23 protein-coding genes are annotated in these 22349 nt (G+C 54.8%); 9 read left to right on the top strand and 14 right to left on the bottom strand.

Going from position 1 to position 22349, the window contains the following annotated elements; all coding sequences use genetic code 11:
* Positions 1-25 precede the first annotated feature (25 nt).
* The 6 genes from kdsA to hemA are packed head-to-tail and all read right to left on the bottom strand — an operon-like array spanning position 26 to position 5340.
* On the bottom strand, positions 26-880 hold the full coding sequence (kdsA, locus tag EH164_RS10480) for a 3-deoxy-8-phosphooctulonate synthase (protein ID WP_076769943.1): 855 nt from the start codon (positions 878-880) through the stop codon (positions 26-28).
* A gap of 26 nt (positions 881-906) precedes the next feature.
* The gene (sirB1, locus tag EH164_RS10475) at positions 907-1716 is read right to left on the bottom strand and encodes an invasion regulator SirB1 (protein WP_023478892.1); all 810 of its coding nucleotides are present in this window, start codon (positions 1714-1716) and stop codon (positions 907-909) included.
* Between the two features lie 3 nt (positions 1717-1719).
* Complete coding sequence (gene sirB2, locus EH164_RS10470) at positions 1720-2112, bottom strand: invasion regulator SirB2 (protein ID WP_023478628.1); 393 nt, start codon at positions 2110-2112, stop codon at positions 1720-1722.
* A 15-nt stretch (positions 2113-2127) separates the two neighbouring features.
* The gene (gene prmC / locus EH164_RS10465) at positions 2128-2958 is read right to left on the bottom strand and encodes a peptide chain release factor N(5)-glutamine methyltransferase (RefSeq protein ID WP_124968182.1); all 831 of its coding nucleotides are present in this window, start codon (positions 2956-2958) and stop codon (positions 2128-2130) included.
* A complete protein-coding gene (gene prfA, locus EH164_RS10460; protein WP_023478594.1) occupies positions 2958-4040 on the bottom strand; it encodes a peptide chain release factor 1 in 1083 nt (360 codons plus the stop codon). The genes prmC and prfA overlap by 1 nt, the downstream gene beginning before the upstream one ends.
* Positions 4041-4083: 43 nt before the next feature.
* Positions 4084-5340 (bottom strand): glutamyl-tRNA reductase, encoded by a 1257-nt coding sequence (hemA, locus tag EH164_RS10455; protein WP_023478633.1) that lies wholly within the window; start codon positions 5338-5340, stop codon positions 4084-4086.
* Positions 5341-5540: 200 nt separating this feature from the next.
* Here hemA and lolB point away from each other — a divergent pair, with 200 nt between their 5' ends.
* The 4 genes from lolB to dauA all read left to right on the top strand — a co-directional run bounded on the left by lolB (position 5541) and on the right by dauA (position 9883).
* Positions 5541-6164 (top strand): lipoprotein insertase outer membrane protein LolB, encoded by a 624-nt coding sequence (gene lolB, locus EH164_RS10450; protein ID WP_023478783.1) that lies wholly within the window; start codon positions 5541-5543, stop codon positions 6162-6164.
* Positions 6161-7027 (top strand): 4-(cytidine 5'-diphospho)-2-C-methyl-D-erythritol kinase, encoded by an 867-nt coding sequence (gene ispE, locus EH164_RS10445; protein ID WP_124968181.1) that lies wholly within the window; start codon positions 6161-6163, stop codon positions 7025-7027. The genes lolB and ispE overlap by 4 nt, the downstream gene beginning before the upstream one ends.
* A gap of 123 nt (positions 7028-7150) precedes the next feature.
* Positions 7151-8098 carry a ribose-phosphate diphosphokinase gene (prs, locus tag EH164_RS10440; RefSeq protein ID WP_007371855.1) on the top strand — a complete coding sequence of 316 codons (948 nt, stop codon included), beginning with the start codon at positions 7151-7153 and terminating at the stop codon, positions 8096-8098.
* 132 nt (positions 8099-8230) lie between these two features.
* Entirely contained in the window at positions 8231-9883 is a 1653-nt protein-coding gene (gene dauA / locus EH164_RS10435) for a C4-dicarboxylic acid transporter DauA (RefSeq protein ID WP_124971383.1), read from the top strand.
* Here the strand turns inward: dauA and EH164_RS10430 are convergent.
* Both EH164_RS10430 and ychH read right to left on the bottom strand, forming a co-directional pair.
* On the bottom strand, positions 9869-10924 hold the full coding sequence (locus EH164_RS10430) for a MerR family transcriptional regulator (RefSeq protein ID WP_124968180.1): 1056 nt from the start codon (positions 10922-10924) through the stop codon (positions 9869-9871). The two genes, dauA and EH164_RS10430, sit on opposite strands and share 15 nt — an antisense overlap.
* Before the next feature lie 115 nt (positions 10925-11039).
* Positions 11040-11315 carry a stress-induced protein YchH gene (ychH, locus tag EH164_RS10425; protein ID WP_023478593.1) on the bottom strand — a complete coding sequence of 92 codons (276 nt, stop codon included), beginning with the start codon at positions 11313-11315 and terminating at the stop codon, positions 11040-11042.
* 272 nt (positions 11316-11587) lie between these two features.
* Here ychH and pth point away from each other — a divergent pair, with 272 nt between their 5' ends.
* The 3 genes from pth (at position 11588) to EH164_RS10410 (ending at position 14270) form a co-directional block, all read left to right on the top strand.
* Positions 11588-12172: an aminoacyl-tRNA hydrolase gene (pth, locus tag EH164_RS10420; protein ID WP_023478596.1), complete on the top strand. Its 585-nt coding sequence runs from the start codon at positions 11588-11590 to the stop codon at positions 12170-12172.
* Positions 12173-12297: 125 nt separating this feature from the next.
* The gene (gene ychF, locus EH164_RS10415) at positions 12298-13389 is read left to right on the top strand and encodes a redox-regulated ATPase YchF (RefSeq protein ID WP_124968179.1); all 1092 of its coding nucleotides are present in this window, start codon (positions 12298-12300) and stop codon (positions 13387-13389) included.
* Positions 13390-13682: 293 nt separating this feature from the next.
* Positions 13683-14270, top strand: coding sequence for a DUF4291 domain-containing protein (locus tag EH164_RS10410; protein ID WP_124968178.1), 588 nt, complete (start codon positions 13683-13685; stop codon positions 14268-14270).
* A gap of 112 nt (positions 14271-14382) precedes the next feature.
* Here EH164_RS10410 and EH164_RS10405 read toward each other — a convergent pair whose 3' ends face one another.
* The 6 genes from EH164_RS10405 to EH164_RS10375 form a co-directional block, all read right to left on the bottom strand.
* The gene (locus tag EH164_RS10405) at positions 14383-14844 is read right to left on the bottom strand and encodes a hypothetical protein (protein WP_241175025.1); all 462 of its coding nucleotides are present in this window, start codon (positions 14842-14844) and stop codon (positions 14383-14385) included.
* 82 nt (positions 14845-14926) lie between these two features.
* Positions 14927-15331, bottom strand: coding sequence for a hypothetical protein (locus EH164_RS22760; RefSeq protein ID WP_241175024.1), 405 nt, complete (start codon positions 15329-15331; stop codon positions 14927-14929).
* Positions 15332-15440: 109 nt separating this feature from the next.
* Positions 15441-15911, bottom strand: coding sequence for an SMI1/KNR4 family protein (locus tag EH164_RS10395; RefSeq protein ID WP_124968177.1), 471 nt, complete (start codon positions 15909-15911; stop codon positions 15441-15443).
* A 97-nt stretch (positions 15912-16008) separates the two neighbouring features.
* A complete protein-coding gene (locus EH164_RS10385; protein ID WP_023478664.1) occupies positions 16009-16650 on the bottom strand; it encodes a response regulator transcription factor in 642 nt (213 codons plus the stop codon).
* Positions 16647-18125 (bottom strand): PAS domain S-box protein, encoded by a 1479-nt coding sequence (locus tag EH164_RS10380; protein ID WP_241175023.1) that lies wholly within the window; start codon positions 18123-18125, stop codon positions 16647-16649. The genes EH164_RS10385 and EH164_RS10380 overlap by 4 nt, the downstream gene beginning before the upstream one ends.
* A gap of 123 nt (positions 18126-18248) precedes the next feature.
* Complete coding sequence (locus tag EH164_RS10375) at positions 18249-18794, bottom strand: RNA polymerase sigma factor (protein WP_124968176.1); 546 nt, start codon at positions 18792-18794, stop codon at positions 18249-18251.
* A 278-nt stretch (positions 18795-19072) separates the two neighbouring features.
* On the opposite strand from EH164_RS10375, the gene sctW reads away from it, so the two are divergent.
* Together sctW and sctV are read left to right on the top strand one after the other, a co-directional pair.
* Positions 19073-20215, top strand: coding sequence for a type III secretion system gatekeeper subunit SctW (gene sctW, locus EH164_RS10370; protein ID WP_124968175.1), 1143 nt, complete (start codon positions 19073-19075; stop codon positions 20213-20215).
* A 10-nt stretch (positions 20216-20225) separates the two neighbouring features.
* Positions 20226-22349 carry a type III secretion system export apparatus subunit SctV gene (gene sctV / locus EH164_RS10365; protein WP_023478924.1) on the top strand — a complete coding sequence of 708 codons (2124 nt, stop codon included), beginning with the start codon at positions 20226-20228 and terminating at the stop codon, positions 22347-22349.

The following is a 22349-nucleotide window of genomic DNA, read 5'->3' as shown; positions in this document are numbered from 1 at the left end:
ACCCCGCTTTCGCGGGGTTTTTCTTTTACGCTTCGGTGTTGAGCTCGTCGAAGTTCTTCACCAGATCGTCAATCGCTTTGATCTGCTGCAGGAACGGCTCCAGCTTCGCCAGCGGCAGCGCCGACGGGCCGTCGCACTTGGCGTTATCCGGGTCCGGGTGCGCTTCAATAAACAGACCGGCAAGACCGGTTGCCATGCCCGCGCGGGCCAGCTCGGCGACCTGACCACGACGGCCGCCGGACGCGGCGCCAAACGGGTCGCGGCACTGCAGCGCGTGGGTGACGTCAAAGATCACCGGCGAATTGTTGGAGACTTTTTTCATCACGCTGAAGCCGAGCATGTCGACTACCAGGTTGTCGTAACCGAAGTTCGCGCCGCGATCGCAGAGGATAACTTTGTCGTTACCGCCCTCGATAAATTTGTCGACGATATTGCCCATCTGACCCGGGCTTACGAACTGCGGTTTTTTGACGTTTATCACCGCGCCGGTTTTCGCCATCGCTTCCACCAGATCGGTCTGGCGGGCAAGGAAGGCCGGAAGCTGGATCACATCCACCACTTCGGAGACCGGCTGCGCCTGGCTCGCTTCGTGCACGTCGGTGATCAGTTTGACGCCGAAGGTCTGCTTCAGCTCCTGGAAAATTTTCATCCCCTCTTCCAGACCCGGCCCGCGGTAGGACTTGATGGAAGAGCGGTTGGCTTTATCGAAAGAGGCTTTGAACACGTACGGGATGCCCAGCTTCTGGGTCACGGTGACGTAGTGCTCACAAATGCGCATGGCTAAATCGCGGGATTCCAGCACGTTCATGCCGCCGAACAGCACGAACGGCAGGTCGTTCGCCACGTTGATGTCGCCAATGCTGACCACTTTTTGTTTCATAAAATCGCCTTATCGAGTGTGAATGCTTAATGCAGGGTAATCTGTTTATGGGAAATCGTGTTGATCTGCGCGCGGATCATTTCGCTGATTGGATCTTCCGGGCACTGCTCGACAAAATAGCTTAAGTCATGCAGCGCCACATGGTCGCAGTCCAGCTGCGCATAAATCAGCCCGCGATCACGGATCTCATACGGATCTTCCGGATTGAACTGCAGTAACGCTTCGCTGGCGCGCAGGGCCAGCTCCATCTGCTGCTCTTCCATCAACGCCGACTTCAGGGTATCCAGCAGTTTGCGGATCACTTCAGCGTTGTCTGCCTCATCAAGGTCTTCGTTAAACAGCTCGGCCACCGGGCTGATATTGCCCTTCAGCCAAACTTCGAGCGTATGTTCGTCCAGCGTGTCGCCATTAAACGGGTTAATCAGCCACATTTCGCCATCCAGCCACTCACCGCGCAGAATCAGCTGCGTCGGGAAGATAACCGGGGTCAGCGGAATATTGAGCCGCCCGGCGACCCACAGCAGGATCGCCCCCAGCGACACGGCGCTGCCCTGGCGGTTCTGCAACACTTTATCCAGCCACAGCGCATCGGAGAGACGGTAGACGCCGCGGGTATCTTTGAAGCCCCATTCGCCGTAGAACAGCGCGAGAAGCTCCTCCAGTTGATGCTCCTGAGGCTTTGCCTGACTGATCTCTTCACGGGCAAGCGCGAGCAGATGCTCCAGTTCGTCTTGTACATATTGTGAAGGAAAATCATCGCGTATCAGCTCGGAAACAAGGATCATCCCGTCGCATAATGGCGCTTTGTTAAATTCGAAATCAGCTAACGACCTCATGTCTTACCCCAGTATCGGTACTTTTGTGGCGGCGAGTTTAATGATGATGTACAGCACCACCAGCCCCAGCATAAAGGCGATAAAACCTGCCTGCTGGCCGCGCGGACGATGTCGCCCGAGCGCAATAAAACCCAAAACGATGTAGATGATAACGCCAAACAGCTTTTCAGTCAGCCATGCGCCTTTAACAGTAAAAGGCAAATAGCCGGTCAGGGCTATCAACCCCACGCCGCTGAGCAGCAAAACGCTATCGACAATATGCGGTAACACCCGCACCCAGCGCGCCTGAAAGCGGGGATTGTTGCTCCAGCGCCACCAGTAACGCAGGGTGAACAGGCTAATGGTCAGCGCCACCGACGTCAAATGTAACGTAATCAGGATGTTAAAGAGGCACATTCCCTGTTGCTCCCGTTACGGCCGCCGTCCCAGCGTCAGGCGTTCGTTATCACCATAATCCCGGCAGGTTTCCACCTGCTGCCAGCCGTAGCGGGCAAAAATCTCGCGCACCGCCGCCCCCTGCTGCCAGCCATGCTCCAGCAACAGCCAGCCCTGCGGCAGTAAGTAGCGCGGAGCGTCTTTAATCAATGAATGCAGATCCGCAAGGCCATTATCCGCCGCCACCAGCGCGCTGAGCGGTTCAAAGCGCACATCGCCCTGCGCCAGATGGGGATCCTGCGCATCAATATAGGGCGGGTTGCTGACGATAAGCGAAAAGGTTTGGCCTTCAAGGGCGCTAAACCAGCGACTCTGCACAATCTCAATGTTGCGGATGCCGAGGTGCTCGGCGTTACGCTGCGCCAGCGCGACGGCTTCCGGAATGAGATCGACGGCGGTGACCTGGCAATCTGGCCGCTCGCTGGCCAGTGCCAGCGCAATCGCGCCGGTGCCGGTACCCAAATCAAGAATACGGCACGGCGCAGCGGGAAGCCGGGCGAGCGCCTGCTCGACCAGACATTCGGTATCGGGACGCGGGATAAGCGTTGCTGGCGAGACGAACAGCGGCAGCGACCAGAATTCACGCTCGCCAATCAGGTGTGCAACCGGCTCGCCGCGCACGCGGCGGGCCAGTAACGCGGCAAGCTGCTCCTGCTGCTCGTCGGTAAGAGGCGTTTCACCGAAGGCGAGAATATAAGTGCGCGCCTTGCCGGTAACAAAGCCGAGCAGGATCTCAGCATCGCGCCGCGGGCTTTCACTCGCCTGCAGCTGGCTGACTGCTTCGCGCAACCACTGTTGATACTCCATCAATCCTGCTCGGAGAGCGCCGCCAGCTGGTCGGCCTGGTACTCCTGCACGATCGGCTCGATCAGCGCATCAAGCTTGCCTTCCATCACTTCATCCAGACGGTAGAGCGTCAGGTTGATGCGGTGATCGGTTACGCGACCCTGCGGGAAGTTGTAGGTGCGGTTGCGGTCGCTGCGATCGCCGCTGCCGAGCAGGTTACGGCGCGTGGAGGCCTCCGTCTGCTGGCGTTTCGCCACTTCAGCCGCGCGAATGCGCGCGCCCAGCACCGAGAGCGCTTTGGCTTTGTTTTTATGCTGCGAACGCTCATCCTGGCACTCGACCACAATGCCGGTCGGCAAGTGGGTAATACGGATCGCCGAATCGGTGGTGTTAACGTGCTGGCCGCCCGCGCCGGAGGAGCGGAAGGTGTCGATACGCAGATCCGCCGGGTTAATATCCGGCAACTCCGCTTCCGGCAGCTCCGGCATCACCGCAACGGTACAAGCTGAGGTGTGAATACGCCCCTGCGATTCGGTGGCCGGGACGCGCTGCACGCGGTGCCCGCCCGATTCAAACTTCAGACGGCCATAGACGCCGTCGCCGCTGATTTTGGCAATCACCTCTTTATAGCCGCCATGTTCGCCTTCGTTGGCGCTCATGATCTCGACGCGCCAGCGGCGGGCCTCGGCATAACGGCTATACATGCGGAACAGATCGCCGGCAAACAGCGCGGCTTCATCCCCGCCGGTCCCGGCGCGGACTTCGACAAACGCGTTGCGCTCATCATCGGGATCTTGCGGCAGCAGCAGCACCTGTAAATGCTGCTCAAGCTGCTCGCTTTTCTCTTTCGCGTCGCGTAACTCCTCCTGCGCCATTTCGCGCATTTCGGGGTCGTCGAGCATCATCTGCGCGGTCTCGATATCGTCCTGCGTCTGTCGCCAGTCGGTAAAACAGCGGGAAACGTCGCTCAGCTGCGCATATTCGCGCGACAGGGCGCGAAAGCGATCCTGATCGGCGATGGTTTGCGCGTCGCCCAGCAGCGCCTGAACTTCTTCATGGCGTTCATGCAGGGCTTCCAGTTTGGCAACGATAGAAGGCTTCATAGGCGTAAAGGCACCTTTTAGTAATTATCAGGAGTGTGGTGTGCTAATCCAGCCCGAGGCTGTTGCGCAGAATATGCAGGCGATCGTCATCCCCGTCACGGGCGGCCTGCTGAAGAGATTTGGTTGGGGCGTGGATCAAACGGTTGGTCAGCTTCCACGCCAGGTCCTGCATAATGGTCTGCGGATCGCCGCCCTGCTCCAGCGCGGCGAGCGCTTTTGCCGTCAACTCATCGCGAACCTGTTCTGACTGGCTGCGATAGTCGCGAATCGTCTCGCTGGCGCTTTGCGCGCGCAGCCAGGCCATAAACTCGCTGGTTTCCTGGGCGACGATAGTTTCTGCCTGCACCGCCGCGGCTTTGCGCTGCGCCAGGTTGTGCTGAATGATGCTTTGCAGATCGTCAACGCTGTACAGATAGGCGTTGGCAATTTCACCCACTTCCGGCTCGACGTCGCGCGGAACGGCGATATCCACCAGCAGCATTGGCTTATTGCGACGCGCCTTCATTGCCCGCTCGACCATCCCTTTGCCAATAATCGGCAGCGGGCTGGCGGTCGAACTGATGACGATATCGGCATCTTTCAGGCGCTCATCAATCTCGCTCAGGCCGATCACTTCCGCCCCGACCTCATTCGCCAGCAGCTCCGCACGCTCGCGGGTGCGGTTGGCGATGATCATATTCTGGACTTTGTGCTCGCGCAGATGGCGCGCCACCAGTTCAATGGTCTCGCCCGCGCCGACCAGCAGCACGGTAACCGTCGAAAGAGATTCAAAGATCTGCCGCGCGAGGGTACAGGCAGCAAAAGCGACCGACACGGCGCTGGCGCCGATGTCGGTTTCCGTGCGTACGCGCTTGGCGACAGAGAAGGATTTCTGGAACATGCGTTCCAGCTCGCTGGCATTTCCGTGTCCGCGATGGGAGTCGGCATAGGCTTTTTTCACCTGGCCGAGGATCTGCGGCTCGCCGAGCACCAGCGAATCAAGCCCGCTCGCCACGCGCATTAAATGGCTGACGGCGTCGTTATCTTCGTGCCAGTAGAGGCTCTGACGAACCTCATCTTCACGTAAATGGTGATAGTCGCAGAGCCAGCGCACCAGCGCTTCCTGTAAGTTCTCCCGCTCTTCGACGCTCAGATAGAGCTCGGTGCGGTTACAGGTTGAGAGCACCACGCCCCCCTGCACCATCGGCTGCGCCAACAGGCTTTCCAGCGCCTGGTCAAGCGTTTCCGGCGAAAACGCAATACGTTCTCGCAACGCAACAGGTGCTGTTTTGTGGTTGATGCCGAGTGCTAAAAGGGTCATGGGCGCGGGAATAGTACCAACGTTGATAAGGTTAGACTGCACGCATCATACAGGATGAGCCCAGTCAATAAAAGGGAGACTATCCTTTCGGAGTAATTGGTCTTTTTATGATTTAAGACAACGTGAACGTAGACGCTCTTTCTGTGCGGCGCTAGCATTAAGCTTCTGTCTGTAAACTGTTACAAGGATTTGTCATCGTTATGATTCTGTCGGATTTCCGCCTCATTCGCCTGCTACCGCTGGCAAGCCTCGTGCTCACCGCCTGTACCCTGACCGCGCCGAAAGGGCCAGGAAAAAGCCCCGATGCGCCGCAGTGGCGTCAGCATCAGCAGCAGGTGCGCGATTTACACCAGTATCAGACGCGCGGCGCGTTTGCTTATCTCTCGGATGAGCAAAAAGTCTATGCCCGCTTCTTCTGGCAGCAAACCGGCCAGGATCGCTACCGCTTACTGCTCACCAACCCGCTGGGCAGCACCGAGCTTGAACTGAAGGCGCAGCCGGGCAACGTCGAGCTGGTGGATAATAAAGGTAAGCACTACACCGCCGACGACGCGGAAGAGATGATTGGCAAGCTGACCGGCATGCCGATTCCGCTTAACAGCCTGCGCCAGTGGATCCTCGGCCTGCCGGGCGACGCCACCGATTACAAACTCGACGACCAGTATCGCCTGAGCCAGGTTAACTACAGCCAGGACGGCAAGAGCTGGAAAGTGGTGTATGGCGGCTATGACAGCAAAACCCAGCCGGCCCTGCCTTCCAATATGGAGCTGAGCGACGGCAAGCAGCGCATCAAGTTAAAGATGGATAACTGGATCGTTAAATGATGACCTGGCCTGCTCCGGCAAAACTTAACCTCTTTTTATACATCACCGGCCAGCGTGAGGATGGTTACCACACGCTGCAAACGCTGTTTCAGTTTCTCGACTATGGCGACACGTTGACCATCGAGCCGCGCCGGGACGGCAAAATCTGCCTGCTGACGCCGGTCGAGGGCGTGCCGGATGAGGAGAATCTGATCGTGCGCGCGGCGCGTTTGCTAATGAAGCGCGCCGCCGCGACCGAACGGCTGGCCGCAGGCTGCGGCGCGGATATCGCCATTGAAAAGCATCTGCCGATGGGCGGCGGGCTTGGCGGCGGCTCGTCGAATGCGGCGACGGTGCTGGTGGCGCTTAACCATCTCTGGCAGTGCGGGCTGAGCGTCGATGAACTGGCGCAACTGGGTTTAACGCTTGGTGCCGATGTACCGGTGTTTGTGCGCGGCCATGCGGCGTTTGCCGAAGGGGTCGGTGAGCTGCTTACGCCGGTCGATCCGCCGGAAAAATGGTACCTGGTAGCCCACCCGGGCGTCAGCATCCCGACGCCGCTTATCTTTGGCGATCCCGAGCTCCCGCGCAATACGCCCGTCAGGTCAATCAATACGTTACTGAATTGTGAATTCGGCAACGATTGCGAGGTTATCGCAAGAAAACGTTTTCGTGAGGTTGATGCGGCGCTTTCCTGGCTGTTAGAATACGCGCCGTCGCGCCTGACTGGCACAGGAGCCTGTGTCTTTGCCGAATTTGACACCGAATCCTCCGCTCGTCAGGTGCTTGAGCAAGCCCCGGAATGGCTGAACGGTTTTGTCGCGCGAGGCGTTAACCTCTCGCCGCTAGCACAAACCATCGCCGGGCAAGCTGAGTCACGGTGACAACGTCACTTGTTCCAGACGTTGCATCGCGCTCTTTAATACACCGCATGGATAGTTTTTCGCCCTGACCGCACATTTTGGCGTATCCTATCCACCACTGGACGCATGCCTGAGGTTCTTCTCGTGCCTGATATGAAGCTTTTTGCTGGTAACGCCACCCCGGAACTAGCACAACGTATTGCCAACCGCCTGTACACTTCTCTCGGCGACGCCGCCGTAGGTCGCTTTAGCGACGGCGAAGTCAGCGTACAAATCAATGAAAACGTACGCGGTGGTGATATTTTCATCATCCAGTCCACTTGTGCTCCTACTAACGACAACCTGATGGAATTGGTTGTGATGGTCGATGCCCTGCGCCGTGCTTCCGCAGGCCGTATCACCGCCGTTATCCCCTACTTTGGTTACGCCCGTCAGGATCGCCGCGTCCGCTCCGCTCGCGTACCGATTACCGCAAAAGTGGTTGCCGATTTCCTCTCAAGCGTTGGCGTTGACCGCGTCCTCACCGTAGACCTGCATGCTGAACAGATTCAGGGCTTCTTTGATGTACCGGTTGATAACGTGTTCGGCAGCCCGATTCTGCTCGAAGATATGCTGCAGCTGAACCTCGACAACCCGATTGTGGTTTCGCCGGATATCGGCGGTGTGGTTCGCGCACGTGCGATTGCCAAACTGCTGAACGATACCGACATGGCGATCATCGATAAGCGCCGCCCGCGCGCCAACGTCTCGCAGGTGATGCACATCATCGGTGACGTGGCGAACCGCGACTGCGTGCTGGTTGACGATATGATCGACACCGGCGGTACGCTGTGCAAAGCAGCAGAAGCCCTGAAAGAGCGCGGCGCGAAACGCGTCTTCGCTTACGCCACTCACCCGATTTTCTCCGGTAATGCGGTGAATAACCTGCGCAACTCCGTGATTGACGAAGTGGTTGTCTGCGACACCATTCCGCTGAGCGAAGAGATCAAAGCGCTGCCGAACGTACGTACGCTGACGCTCTCTGGCATGCTGGCCGAAGCTATCCGTCGTATCAGCAATGAAGAATCGATCTCTGCGATGTTCGAACATTAATCGATAATGCATATCAAACCCGCTCCGGCGGGTTTTTTTAACCCTCTTTTTTATTTGTATGATTTATTAATTAGTTAGACTACGCTTCGCAAAAGAGTGACTCCTGTGAAAACGTTACTTTCTCCCCACATCATGCCTTTCCGCGCGCTGATTGATGCCTGCTGGAAAGAAAAATATACCGCCGCCCGCTTTACCCGCGACCTGATCGCCGGGATCACGGTAGGCATTATCGCCATTCCGCTGGCGATGGCGCTGGCGATTGGCAGCGGTGTCGCGCCGCAATACGGTTTATACACCGCCGCCGTCGCGGGCATTGTGATTGCCCTGAGCGGCGGGTCGCGCTACAGCGTCTCCGGCCCGACAGCAGCGTTTGTGGTGATCCTCTACCCGGTTTCGCAACAGTTTGGCCTCGGCGGCCTGCTGGTGGCGACGCTGATGTCCGGGGTCTTCCTGATCCTTTTTGGTCTGGCGCGTTTTGGTCGCCTGATTGAGTACATTCCGCTCTCCGTGACGCTTGGGTTTACCTCCGGGATCGGCATTACTATCGGCACCATGCAGATCAAAGATTTTCTCGGTCTGCAAATGGCCCATGTGCCGGAGCATTACCTGCAAAAAGTGGGCGCACTGGTAATGGCGCTGCCGACCATTAATCCGGGCGATGCCGCCATCGGCGTGGTGACGCTCGGCACGCTGATCCTCTGGCCGCGCCTGCGTTTGCGTGTGCCGGGGCATCTGCCTGCGCTGCTGGCCGGTTGTGCGGTGATGGGGGTGGTCAACCTGCTCGGCGGCCATGTCGCCACCATTGGTTCGCAGTTTCACTATCTGCTGGCTGATGGCAGCCAGGGCAACGGCATTCCGCAACTGCTGCCGCAGTTGGTGCTGCCGTGGGATCTGCCTGGCTCGACTTTTACCTTAAGCTGGGACTCCCTGCGGGCCCTGTTGCCCGCGGCATTTTCCATGGCGATGCTTGGCGCGATTGAGTCCCTGCTCTGCGCGGTGGTGCTCGACGGCATGACCGGCACCAAGCACAAAGCCAACAGTGAACTGATTGGTCAGGGGATGGGCAATATTGTCGCGCCCTTCTTTGGCGGCATTACGGCTACTGCGGCGATTGCCCGCTCGGCGGCAAACGTGCGCGCCGGTGCCACCTCACCCATTTCGGCGGTGATCCACTCCCTGCTGGTGATCATGGCGCTGCTGGTGCTGGCTCCCCTGCTCTCCTGGCTGCCGCTCTCGGCGATGGCCGCGCTGCTGCTGATGGTGGCGTGGAATATGAGCGAAGCGCATAAGGTGGTCGATCTGCTGCGCCGCGCGCCGGCCGATGACAATGTGGTGATGCTGATCTGCATGTCGCTGACGGTGCTGTTCGATATGGTGATTGCCATCAGCGTCGGCATTGTCCTCGCCTCGCTGCTGTTTATGCGCCGCATCGCGCGTATGACGCGTCTTGCGGCGGTGAATGTCAGCGTGCCGGAAGATGTGCTGGTGCTGAGAGTGATCGGCCCGCTTTTTTTTGCGGCGGCAGAGGGGCTGTTCAGCGATCTGGAGACGCGTATCGCCGGAAAACGCATCGTAGTGCTGAAGTGGGACGCGGTTCCGGTGCTCGACGCCGGTGGGCTTGATGCCTTCCGCCGTTTCGTCAGCCGCCTGCCGGAGGGCACAGAGCTTCGCGTCAGCAACCTGGAGTTTCAGCCGCTGCGCACCTTTGCCCGTGCCGGTATTCAACCGATCCCCGGCAGGCTGGCCTTCTTCCCGAACCGCGACGCGGCGTTAGCCGATCTCTGATCCCGGCGCGCCGTAACGGGCGCGCATCATTAACTCGATTGCCCGCTGGAGCCACTGCAACACCGCGGGCGTCATCCATGTCCCCTTCATCAGATGCGGCTCCTGCTGCATCGCCGTGCGAAACTTCTGCTGCGTCTGCGGATCGCGCCCGGCATAGGACTGAAATAGCTCCAGCCAGTTTGCCGCCAGCACCTGCGCCTCATCGCTTTGCGGATCAAGCGCGCGACGGCTGGCATCATGCAGTTTTGCCACCAGCGCAGGCCACTCCATCATGCGGTCGAAGTAGTGCGCGCGGGTGAAGGCCATCTCCTGCGGCGTTAAGTAGCGCTGCCAGATAGCCAGCTTGCTCTCGGCGAAACAGCGGGTGATGTACTCCGTCATCGCAGGCGTAATGCCGGTCTGTTCGCGCATCTGCGGTTCGGCGCTGTGCATCTCATTAAGCCGCGTTAGAAACTCCGGCTTGTTGGCCGTATCCTGCTCAAGACGCGTCATCCAGCGGGTCGCCAGATCCATCGCCTGCGCATCATCCGCTGCCACGTTATTGTCCATCAGTGTTTGCGCTTCGCTAACCAGCGTCGCCCAGACGCGGTCACGCGCTTCATCCCGGGCGGCAAACGGTAACTCGTCTAACTCTTGCGGCGTAAACCAACGATCGTACATTTTCATCAACTCCAGTGTCTGTAGCCATGACTCAAGGTCGGGCTCCGCGCCGCGGGCAAGACCATCCCGGAGATCGACAAGGCGATCGCGCAGGGTCACGATATCGCGCACCTGCCTGTCGAGCCGGGTAATCTGGTCATTTAACAGTTCAGCCAGCGGGCGCGTTTCCCGCGCCAGGTAGTCGCCAATTGCCGCCAGTTCCATCCCCGATTTTGCCAGCGCCTGAATCATCTGCAGGCGCTTCACATCAGCGAGGTTATAGAGCCGGTAACCGGCGGCGCTTCGGGCAGAAGGCAGCAGCAGGCCAATATGCTCATAATGATGAAGGGTGCGAACGCTAATGCCCGCGCGCCGCGCCAGCTCACCTACCTGAATTAACATAACTGCTCCTTTCGTGCTCCACAGACGCCACTTTCGTGCCTCACGTTACGTGAGGGTCAAGCAAAAAACCAAAAAAAACGGCTCCCGCAGGAGCCGTTATTGAAATCAGTATTGGTTAGCCGTGGTTTTGCCTGTCGCGACGGCAGCGTTTGTCATAGTGACGCACCCACCAGTATTTGTCGCACACCTCTTCATGACCGCTGACGCGCGCGCCAGCCAGCCAGAGCACCGCGCCAAGGAAGATACTGAGCACCGCGCCGTGGGCGAAAATTTGTGGCAGGTTAAGCTGCGGTAACTGGTTGAGAACCGAATAACCGACGCCGACAACCATCACAATTAACCCCAACCCCATGAGCGCATTGCCGAGTAACGACGCGTTTCTACGTTTCATGTGTCACCTCCGAACAGTGGGTTGGATGGGATATCCCCAATCCTTGTGTGCAAAGTATAGACAGCGCCCTTTTTAACGGTTGCGGGCAGGATCACAATTACACATATCCGCCTAACATAAATTTACACATAACCCCATGAACTAGTTGAAATTCGAATGATTGATCTGAGTAATTACTTTCCCTTAACGCATCATCAGATGTGAGAATTTTGTCATCGCGCGCCGCTCGACGTAAACTACGCGCCGGACATTGACCTGGTCAGGAAAAGAAAGTGACGATTAAACTGATTGTCGGGCTGGCAAACCCCGGCGCGGAGTATGCCGCGACACGCCATAATGCTGGCGCATGGTATGTGGATTTACTGGCGGAGCGCGCCCGCGCGCCGTTACGCGATGAGCCGAAATTCTTTGGTTTTACCTCGCGCATTCAGCTGGCGGGCGAAGATGTGCGCCTGCTGGTGCCCACGACATTTATGAACCTGAGCGGTAAAGCGGTCGCGGCGATGGCCACTTTTTACCGTATCAACCCCGACGAGATCCTCGTGGCGCACGATGAGCTCGATCTGCCGCCAGGGGTGGCAAAGTTTAAGCTCGGCGGCGGTCACGGCGGGCATAATGGCCTGAAAGATATCATCAGCAAACTGGGCAATAACCCCAATTTTCACCGCTTACGCATCGGAATTGGCCATCCGGGCGATAAAAACAAAGTTGTCGGTTTTGTGCTGGGTAAACCGCCGGTGTCAGAGCAGACGCTGATCGACGATGCGGTAGACGAAGCGGCGCGTTGTACCGAAGTGTGGCTGAAAGAGGGGCTGACCAAAGCTACCAATCGCCTGCACGCTTTTAAAGCGCAGTAAGCGCGCCCAGCGCCTTTTTTGCCGCGCATAACATTGGTTATGTGTATACTAGGCGCAGTTTTTCACTTTTCGACAATCCGTTTTTAATAACGGGTTGATTATCAAGAGATTAAGGTAATTACATCATGGGATTCAAATGCGGTATCGTTGGTCTGCCTAACGTAGGTAAATCCACCCTGTTCAACGCGCTCACCAAAGCGGGTATCGAAGCGGCGAACTTCCCCTTCTGTACCATTGAGCCGAACACCGGTGTCGTACCGATGCCCGATCCGCGTCTCGATAAGCTGGCGGAAATTGTTAAACCGCAGCGCGTTCTGCCGACCACCATGGAGTTCGTTGATATCGCCGGTCTGGTAAAAGGCGCCTCCAAAGGTGAAGGCCTCGGCAACCAGTTCCTGACCAACATCCGTGAAACCGAAGCCATCGGTCACGTGGTGCGCTGCTTCGAGAATGACAACATCATTCACGTCAACAACAAGGTCGATCCGGCTGACGATATTGACGTTATCAATACCGAGCTGGCGCTGGCTGACCTGGATACCTGCGAACGCGCAATCCACCGCGTGCAGAAGAAAGCCAAAGGCGGCGACAAAGATGCGAAAGCCGAGCTGTCTGCGCTGGAAAAATGTCTGCCGCAGCTGGAAAACGCCGGTATGCTGCGCTCGCTGGATCTCTCTGCTGAAGAGAAAGCGGCTATTCGCTACCTGAGCTTCCTGACCCTGAAACCGACCATGTACATTGCTAACGTCAATGAAGATGGCTTCGAGAACAACCCGTACCTCGACACCGTGCGCGATATCGCCGCGAAAGAGGGTTCCGTGGTGGTTGCCGTTTGCGCCGCCGTTGAGTCTGACATCGCCGAGCTGGACGATGCTGACCGTGAAGAGTTTATGGCTGAGCTGGGTCTGGAAGAGCCGGGCCTGAACCGCGTGATCCGTGCCGGTTATGAGCTGCTGAACCTGCAAACCTACTTCACCGCTGGCGTGAAAGAGGTACGCGCATGGACCATTCCTGTCGGCGCAACCGCTCCGCAGGCAGCCGGTAAAATCCACACCGACTTCGAGAAAGGCTTTATCCGCGCCCAGACCATCGCCTATGAAGATTTCATCGCTTATAAAGGCGAACAAGGCGCGAAAGAAGCCGGCAAGATGCGTTCAGAAGGCAAAGAGTACATCGTTAAAGATGGCGATGTGATGAACTTCCTGTTCAACGTCTAAATAAAATGTGGTGTCTTATGGGGATTTGCTGAATCTCATACGCATCACAAAAACGATAAAATCCACGCAACTGCGTGGATTTTTTTTAATCGGAAGCTCCCTATCAGAAAGATCATCCCCCGACATCGTCGTAGCCGTATTACCAGCTGCTGCCGTCAGCAAAATATTTAAGGCTCTGGTTTACTCTTGATTTTTACCAGAATACAGCCCCAAGTATCAATGTGGGACATGGTATTATTCCTGGATATTGCTTATAATAAATAATGATATTTACAATCTATAATTGAAAAACCATGGATAAAATAACCACATCTTTAACTCCAACAAATGAAATTAGAGCATATTATACGGATGATTTTATTCGAGTTTACCAGGCGTTTTCCGATGAAATAGCAGAAAGCGCTCTTGAGAACAAAACATTCGTATCTCCACCGTTCAGTATAAGCAGAATGACATGGATTAAGCCTTCTTTTTTATGGATGATGTACCGTTCAGGATGGGCAAAAAAAGACTCAAGACAAAAAAGAATTCTGGCAATAGATATAAGCCACACAGGATTCCGTGAAATACTTAAAAGCGGAGTACTTAGCAGTCATGGCGAGTCTCTTCATAATAGCTCAGACAGCTGGAGCACCGATATAAAAGAATCAGATGTAATAATACAATGGGATCCAGAAAGGGACTTATATCTAAATAGACTAAACTATCGCACCATACAAATAGGATTACGTAATCAAGCCGTTGAAGATTATTGCAAAAAATGGATTACCAACATTTCAGATGTAACCAGCCTTGTCGAAAAGATAAAAGGGAGCATAGATGCTGGGGACATACATTTAGCAATTTCCCTTCTCCCTCAAGAACGGCCTTATAAAATTTAAGCCGGAAACCGGCTTAAATAAAAATTCATTCTCTAATCTAAAATACCGTAAGATCTTCCAACCTGTACCGCTTTGTTCTTTATTTTAGGAATGGAATTTCTTGACAATGCTTTTAATTTCTCAGAGGCGTATTTGAACCTATTTTCGCTAAAGCGTATATACAGTTCCATGCCAACATGTAATTATCATCCTCTCTGTCATCAGCCAAATAATCATATTCAGACAAAGCGCAGTTATATAGGGCATTTACTGCATCATCGCTTTTAGCCTTTATTTTAACTAAAGCCCGCACAACATCATCATGTTTATAATGAAAATCATCACCCAAAAGATGTATCAAGATATTTTCATGCTTGTTTGTAAATCCAAAATGAAAGCCAATATATAAAGCGTATTCAACTTCTTTCAGGTCTTTAGAAGAATGCGCATTTTTTAAAATGTCATCTATAAAATCCTCAACATTCCCCTGAGTACATGGAAAAAGCTTTAGAAATTCTTCATCTGTTATTTTTCCAGCTCTAAGTGGCTTATTATTAACCACGGAAAGCACTAAGTTCTTTTGCTCTGAATTCATTATTGCCTCACCACATTAAAATAATCGATACCATCGTTAAAGATTTTTAAAGCAGTGCCCCCTTCCCTTCCAGAACCAATATTTATCTGGTCATCATCGCCTTTAAATCAAGCATTTTCAATCCCCAACCTTTTGAGTTTACTGGGCTTGGTATATCAGGATGGGTTACAGCAGCCAGATCAGACTTATCTCTAATGCCAATACCTTCTAACTGTGCTCGCGTACCTGGTTTTAGAATGAATTGTACCAATATTCCGTCATAGTCTTCTGAAAACTCACGGGTAGGAGATTTTGTTGTTTCGGTTGTACCTGGCATCCGTCCTGTTTTTTGTAAAACAGCAAAATCTTCTTTTGACGTGGTCCTGTAAAAAACATTCTCGTGCGGTGGCTTATAACATGCAACCAACCCCAACGGATACACCCACACCATCGGATCACCCACATAGCTGTAGGTATTCAGCCCGCCCGCTAACCCAATCGGGTCCATCTGGGTATAACGCCCGGCGCCGGGTCGTAGTAGCGAAACAGGTTGTAGTTGACGTTAATAAGAGGTACTGGCAGTCTAACAAAATGCGACATATAGCTCTTCAAAGGAATTATAAATCTTCCAAAGATTCTTTAATTTCAAACATCAAAAAATCTGCAAAAGTCTTAGCCACGATTTTTTTACTGCCATCTCTCTTGAATGATAAGTCTGTTTCCACTACTGCTGCCTCGCCATCACTTTGAACAGATACGTCAATAGAAAATAGCGGGCCATAACCAGAGGATTTTATCAAAATCATATTGTTATCAATATCGCCAAGTTCCCTGGCCTTAAGGGTTGTATACCTGACATCAGGTGCAGATTGTGCGGCCAAGCCTAACTTTGAGATGCCATAAAATGACTCTCCATTAAATGAAAGCGTCCCATACTTCTCCAAAAAAATCTTATATGTGGGAGGGAAATTAACCTTAAGCTCTTTCTCATAAAGCTCAATTACATCCTCAGTGGCGGGACCACTTCCTTGCGCTTCCTCACCACTTGCACTAATTAAATCATCAAGCTCTTTATAAATATCAATCATTTTTGCTCCGTATCCCATCCAGGCTGTAGAAAGATACTTAGTCTTTGTCAGCCGATAGAGAATATAATTGCCCCCCGTCAGGCAGTGGCGATAGATCTTATTGCACCAGGTTATGCCGCAGGGAATATTTGACGATATGGGCGTTATTGGTGAATTTCATTCGCTTCATCATGCGTGACTTATAGGTACTGACGGTTTTATTACTGATGGAGAGCGCATCGGCTATCGCATTAATCGACTCGCCGTGGGCCAGCATGATCATTATTTGCCGTTCGCGCATCGTCAGGCTCTCATGCGGCGCACGATTATTGTTCTGGTAGTCGGAAAAGATAATTTCCTGCGCCAAATCGTGATCGATATAGCGTGATCCCTGTGCCACGGTGCGGATCGCTTTGAGTAAAATCTCTGGCGACTTATCTTTGGTGATATAGCCCAGCGCGCCGTTATTTAACACCCGCCGGGCAATTTGCGGTTCGTTAAACATACTCAATACCAGAATACGCAACTGGGGATAGAGCGGTATCAGGCGGGTGATCAGATCTTCCCCGCTCATGCCCGGCATCGAAATATCCAGCAGCAGCAGATCGACGTCGTGCTGGCGCAAACGCTCCAGCACCTGGCCGCTATCCGGCGCTTCACATACCACTTCGATAGTCTCATCGAGTGCAAAAATTTGCTTCAGGCCCTCACGCATGATGGCATGATCGTCGGCAATCATCAGACGTATGCATTCACTCATCGATCGATCCTCCTGGTTTTCGAACAGGATGGTGCTGATTTAACACCTACAGAGAGGGGGAACTTCAGTTTAACCCGTGTTCCTTTACCGGGTGTGCTATTGATGGTCGCCTCGCCATTTAGCATGCGGCCACGCTCCTCGATCCCGTGCAGCCCACAGGTTCCTCTCTTCACACGATGCAGATGAAAGCCCCTGCCGTTATCGACAACTTCGATAAGCAGCGCATCCGGCGCGAGTTTGACGAAGATATAGACATTGCTGGCTCTGGCATGGCGGGCGACATTGGTGAGGGACTCCTGTACCACGCGAAATGCCGCCGTCAGCGTCGCATCATCCAGCACCACGGTATGCTCGTCGGGCGCCAGCAAAATGCAGCGGATACCGTTGTTTTTTATAAACTGATCGCGCAACCACTCCAGCGCAGGAATCAACCCGAGATTGAGCACATTGGGCCGCAGCCGGGTTGAGACATCCCGTACCACCTGAATGGTGCTGTCCAGACGCCCCATCAGTTGCTGAATTTCCGCCTGCTGCGCATCGGCAGACTGGTCTTTACGCATCGCCAGCAGCGACAAGCCCGTACGCAAGGCGGTTAAATGCTGGCCCAGCTCGTCATGAATATCACGCGCCAGCTGTTTTTTTTCCGCTTCCCGCGCCCGTTCCAGATTATGCGTCAGCTGCCGTAGCTCCTCTTCGGTCTTGCGGATAGCGGTAATATCGCGCCCCACCGCCAGCACGCTCATTATCTCGCCGCGCAGATCATATTCCGGGACGCAGCGCACATGGAGGATGCGTTTCTCCCCGTTACGCTTTACCACCAGCTCATCTTCGGCAATGTTTTCATCCACCATGGTGCGCGAGACCAGCTTAAACAGGCTCAGGCCGACGCCCCCGCGCGGCACGCTTTCGGTCAGCGGCACGCGGCTGATATCGTTTTCGCTCAGATTAAACCAGTTGCGGACGGCCAGGTTGGCGTAGAGGCAGCGGGTCTGCAAATCAAAACGTAAAATGAGATCGGGAGAATTTTCCACCACACGGTGCATCTGTTTTTCCCGCAGTAGCTGCTGCTCTTTTTGCCGACGAATTTCATGCATATCGCGAACAATACATAATATATGCAGCTCGCCATCATGGTTATATCCGCTACAGCTCGCCTCGACGGGAAAATCGTTATGGCGTCCGGTATGTTGCGAAGTGAATGTTATCCCTTCAGGACGGGTACTGAGTTTCCACCAAAGAGCAAAAACATCATTGTCGCGCAGTTCTTTATCAATAATATCAAAGCTGAGTTGTGAAAATGCCTCACGGGAATATCCCGTCAACTGGCAGGCTTTTTCGTTGACATATTTAATATGCAGCTGGCTGTCTATCAAATAAATCGCATCATGGATTTTGTCTAAGGCAATGTTTGATAAGCCGCTGATATTAACCTCATGATTATCAGCCTGGCCTGATACACCCTGTAAAAGCATCATTCCCTCCACGGATATATCATGCCGCAGAGAATAGCCATCCGACGGCATGATAGTCGTAACCCGCTAAATATTAATGAGCTAATAATCTTAGCAGTTAATTTGTCCTTTTCAGCAAACCCGGATTCAGGCGTAAATTCTCCCTTTTAGCGTCTCCCGCGCCCGTGAAAGCCGCGAGCGCACGGTGCCGACCGGGATAGCTAACTGCTGCGCAATATCCTGATAACTGCCCTCCTCCTCCACAAGGATTGAGAGCATCAACTTAACGTCTTTCGATAAAATTTCGATGGATGCCAGCGTATGGCTAAGGAGCTGCCTGTTTTCCGTCAAATCGCTGGGATCGTCATCCAGCAGCAGATCGGCGGTAATCTCATCATCCAGCCTGTCGAACAGATAGTGGCTCTGTTTCGATTTGTAGTAGTTACGGATCAAATTAACGGCAATGCCAAACACCCAGGTTTCCGGGCGGGAGGCACCGCGAAACTTATGCCGGTTACACAACACTTCCAGACAGGTCATTTGCAAGATGTCATCAGCATCCTCCTGGCTGGCGATACGTTTACGAATGAAGTTTAAGAGCTTCTTATTATGCGTAACGAAGATCTCATCCCAGTTAACGTTAATCGCAACCGGTGACTCTACGACAGTGGACACGAGCGTTGAATTAATCATTTTCTTGTCTCTCTGTTAGGTAGCAAATGAGTGCGCTGCTACTTAGCAAGAGATATGCCAGCGGACCTTTCCTTCATAACCAACTGTTTATAAAAGCAATTAATTCTGAATGCAGACTTTTCCGAGCCAGTTTTTACCTCACGTGGCCGCTGCGTTATGCAAAAAATTGCATTGGTTACTTGATGAAATTATTCACATTTTTTTTTGCTGCTTTTTACGGAACCGGGAAGCGTGCTTTGACACAGAAAGAGGGTAATGACCACTGAGGATGGCTGGCGATGCTCAAGATACAACATGCGATACCGGCGCTGGCGCACTCGCTAAAAGCCCTGCATAAAAACACGCCACAAGCGGCAGGCAAAACCAACGTGCCGGACAATGTCCGCGTGCGGGCAGAGTCATTAAATGACGCGATGGAAGAGATTGGCGCCGCGTTCAGTGAAAAGATGGAGCGTAAGCAAAAGGCGCAAGAGCGCCGTAATGGGTTGCGTAACCAGCTGCGTGGCAAGCATGGGCTCAGCAAAATCGGCGAGCTGAATGAGCTTTTTTCCCTGCTCGATGGCGGCGATGAACAACAAGCCCTTGAGCAGATGGAGTGGCTGCGTAACGCCCTGCGCCAGAACCCGCCGCCGGATAGCGACACGCTGCTGGAGAAGACCGGCGGCGATCCGGCGCGCACCGCCCTGCTGCTGCGGATGCTCGGCGAACAGGCAGAAGATGAAGGCGACGGGGAGCTGGCCGCGCGGGCCGGAGCACAGCTGGAAAAACTTGAGCAAACCCACGGCCAGACCATCCGCGCAGGCAACAACACGGCCTGTGCCATCGCCGGGTATACCAGTGACCCGCAGCGTAAACAGTCCCTGCGCAACCTCTATTACGACGGCATCGTCCACCAGCAGTCCGCCCCCATGATGCTGGATATGCTGCTGGAGGCGATCGGCTCACGCAATTTGATACCGACGCTGCGTACCCTGCAGCGCGCGCTGGCGGATGATATGGCCGCCCTTGCCCCCTCGATTAGCGCCCTTACCCTCGGGCGTATTCACCACGGGCTGCGCGATGCCGCCGGGATAAGCCAGACCCTGAGCGACAGCACTGCCTTTTTGCAGCGTATGCGCAGCAAACTGCCCAGTGTTGACATGAACAGCCTGACGCTGGCGCGCCGGATGTTACAGATCAGCCACAACGGCGCTTACCAGAGTGATTTCACCGGCCTTGCGCAGGAGATCATCGGCGAGAGCAAACACCATCAGCCGCTCTTTTTCAGCTCGCTTTTTCCGCTGCTGCGCGGCGTGCCTCGCTCGCTGTGGCCGGACCTGGAAAAACGTGGTAACGCGTTGAAATTGCTGCGCGGCATCATTACGGACGTCACCAAAACGGAGCAGCAACAGCAGCGCCGCAACCGGAACGCCGCGTCGTGAGGCAATCAAGATGAATACCCTGTTTCAGATATTAAATCGAATCGCCATCAGCGCCATGCAACGCTCCGAAGTGGTCGGTGCCGCTTTTGCCATGGCGCTGGTGTTCATGCTGATCATTCCGTTACCGCTGCCATTAATTGATGCGCTGATTGCGGTGAATATCTGCCTCTCATCCCTGCTGGTGGTGCTGGCGATGTATCTGCCCAAGCCGCTGGCGTTCTCCACCTTTCCCGCCGTGCTGCTGCTGACCACCATGTTTCGCCTGGCGCTCTCCATCTCCACCACCCGGCAGATCTTAATTCAGCAGGACGCGGGCCATGTGGTGGCGGCGTTCGGTAACTTCGTGGTGGGCGGCAACCTTGCGGTCGGGATGGTGATGTTCCTGATCCTCACCGTGGTGAACTTCCTGGTGATTACCAAGGGTTCCGAAAGGGTGGCCGAAGTGGCGGCGCGTTTTACCCTTGATGCGATGCCCGGTAAGCAGATGTCCATCGACAGCGATCTGCGCGCCGGATTGATTGATGTGGTGCAGGCCAAAAACCGCCGTAATGAGCTGGCAAAAGAGAGCCAGCTATTCGGGGCGATGGATGGCGCAATGAAGTTTGTCAAAGGCGACGCCATCGCCGGGCTGGTGATTGTGGTGATCAACCTGATTGGCGGCATCAGTATTGGCGTGCTGCAACTGGGCATGCCTGCCGGTGAAGCGATGCATATCTACTCGATTTTGACCATCGGTGATGGGCTGATCGCGCAGATCCCGGCGCTGCTGATCTCGCTGACCGCCGGGATGCTGATTACCCGCGTCTCGTCGGACAATGAGCAGACGGCAGATAATAATATCGGCCGCGAGATTGCCGAGCAGTTAACCAGCCAGCCGAAAGCCTGGCTGCTCTCCTCAATGGGGATGGTGGGCTTTGCCCTGCTGCCCGGTATGCCAACGGCGATTTTTCTGCTGCTGGCAGCATTAACGATGATTAGCGGCGGTTTTCAGATCTGGCGCATCAGAAAGACCCTGAGCCTGGCGCAGCCACAAATGGAGAATGAGGTCATTCCGCCTGAGCTAAACGGCAAAGAAGATTTGCGTCAGTTCAACCCAACGCGCCCTTATCTGATCAATTTCCCCTCCTCATGGCGCGGCCATCCGGAGATGCTGGAGCTGGTGCAGGATATTCGCCGCCTTCGTAACCGTATCGTTTACCACTTCGGCTTTACCCTGCCCGCCTTCGATATCGAGTTTCTCGACCAGCAAACGGAAGATGAGTTTCGCTTCTCGGTGTATGAGATCCCGAAAGTGATCGGCACATTTACTGTGACGCACCGGGCGGTAAAACGCCGCTGGCTGGACGAGATCGCGCCAGCCGACCGGGAGAGCGTGGTCGAGGGCGATGAGCGGCGTCAGGAGGGCGATCTTATCTGGCTGGCGGCGGATCATCCGCTGCTGCAAAACGAAGAGGTCGAGCGCTGGACGGCGCGCGAAATGCTGGTCAAGCGCATGGAGAACGCCATTCACGCCAGTAGCCCGCACTTTATCGGCCTACAGGAGACCCGCGCGCTGGTGAGCTGGCTGGAAGCGGAGCAGCCGGAGCTGTCGCAGGAGTTACAGCGCGTGATGCCCATCTCTCGTTTCTCCAGCGTGCTGCAAAAACTGGTCTCCGAACGTATTCCGCTGCGATCGGTTCGCGCCATTGCCGAAGCGCTGATTGAGCATGGGCAGCATGAGCGCGACGTCTGGCTGCTGACCGACCAGGTGCGCATCTCGCTAAAAAATCACCTCTGTTACCAGTATGCCCGTCCGGATGGCCTGCATGTCTGGCTGCTGACACCGGAGCTGGAAGAGCAGTTGCGCGACTCGCTGCGTCAGACGCAAAACGACCTCTTCTTTGCGCTCACCCATGAGCAGATCACCGCCATTCTTTCGGTCATCGCTAACGCCTTCCCGGCCGACACCCCGGAAAGTGCCGTGCTGCTGGTCGCCCAGGATCTGCGCAGCCCGATGCGCGGGCTTATCCAGGAAGAGTTTCACTATGTGCCGGTGCTCTCGTTTGCAGAGCTACAACCTAATCTCGCAGTAAATGTGCTGGGGCGTATAGAGCTGGATCCGGCCGCTTACTCGCTTACCACGTGGGAGAGTTGA

This window comes from Kosakonia sp. CCTCC M2018092 (assembly GCF_003864115.1).
GTDB lineage: Bacteria > Pseudomonadota > Gammaproteobacteria > Enterobacterales > Enterobacteriaceae > Kosakonia > Kosakonia cowanii.
Note: the sequence above shows the minus strand (reverse complement) of the source record. Positions and strands in the feature narration are given on the sequence as shown.

Bases quoted from the DNA above. Each gene is read 5' to 3' on its own strand.
- kdsA (WP_076769943.1), bottom strand. From the start codon at position 880: ATGAAACAAAAAGTGGTCAGCATTGGCGACATCAACGTGGCGAACGAC.
- sctW (WP_124968175.1), top strand. From the start codon at position 19,073: ATGCTCAAGATACAACATGCGATACCGGCGCTGGCGCACTCGCTAAAA.
- hemA (WP_023478633.1), bottom strand. From the start codon at position 5,340: ATGACCCTTTTAGCACTCGGCATCAACCACAAAACAGCACCTGTTGCG.
- prfA (WP_023478594.1), bottom strand. From the start codon at position 4,040: ATGAAGCCTTCTATCGTTGCCAAACTGGAAGCCCTGCATGAACGCCAT.
- ychH (WP_023478593.1), bottom strand. From the start codon at position 11,315: ATGAAACGTAGAAACGCGTCGTTACTCGGCAATGCGCTCATGGGGTTG.
- EH164_RS10385 (WP_023478664.1), bottom strand. From the start codon at position 16,650: ATGAGTGAATGCATACGTCTGATGATTGCCGACGATCATGCCATCATG.
- sirB1 (WP_023478892.1), bottom strand. From the start codon at position 1,716: ATGAGGTCGTTAGCTGATTTCGAATTTAACAAAGCGCCATTATGCGAC.
- EH164_RS10430 (WP_124968180.1), bottom strand. From the start codon at position 10,924: ATGTTAATTCAGGTAGGTGAGCTGGCGCGGCGCGCGGGCATTAGCGTT.
- prmC (WP_124968182.1), bottom strand. From the start codon at position 2,958: ATGGAGTATCAACAGTGGTTGCGCGAAGCAGTCAGCCAGCTGCAGGCG.
- EH164_RS22760 (WP_241175024.1), bottom strand. From the start codon at position 15,331: ATGGACCCGATTGGGTTAGCGGGCGGGCTGAATACCTACAGCTATGTG.
- lolB (WP_023478783.1), top strand. From the start codon at position 5,541: ATGATTCTGTCGGATTTCCGCCTCATTCGCCTGCTACCGCTGGCAAGC.
- dauA (WP_124971383.1), top strand. From the start codon at position 8,231: ATGCCTTTCCGCGCGCTGATTGATGCCTGCTGGAAAGAAAAATATACC.
- EH164_RS10380 (WP_241175023.1), bottom strand. From the start codon at position 18,125: ATGATGCTTTTACAGGGTGTATCAGGCCAGGCTGATAATCATGAGGTT.
- ispE (WP_124968181.1), top strand. From the start codon at position 6,161: ATGATGACCTGGCCTGCTCCGGCAAAACTTAACCTCTTTTTATACATC.
- EH164_RS10410 (WP_124968178.1), top strand. From the start codon at position 13,683: ATGGATAAAATAACCACATCTTTAACTCCAACAAATGAAATTAGAGCA.
- ychF (WP_124968179.1), top strand. From the start codon at position 12,298: ATGGGATTCAAATGCGGTATCGTTGGTCTGCCTAACGTAGGTAAATCC.
- EH164_RS10405 (WP_241175025.1), bottom strand. From the start codon at position 14,844: ATGAATTCAGAGCAAAAGAACTTAGTGCTTTCCGTGGTTAATAATAAG.
- sctV (WP_023478924.1), top strand. From the start codon at position 20,226: ATGAATACCCTGTTTCAGATATTAAATCGAATCGCCATCAGCGCCATG.
- EH164_RS10375 (WP_124968176.1), bottom strand. From the start codon at position 18,794: ATGATTAATTCAACGCTCGTGTCCACTGTCGTAGAGTCACCGGTTGCG.
- EH164_RS10395 (WP_124968177.1), bottom strand. From the start codon at position 15,911: ATGATTGATATTTATAAAGAGCTTGATGATTTAATTAGTGCAAGTGGT.
- sirB2 (WP_023478628.1), bottom strand. From the start codon at position 2,112: ATGTGCCTCTTTAACATCCTGATTACGTTACATTTGACGTCGGTGGCG.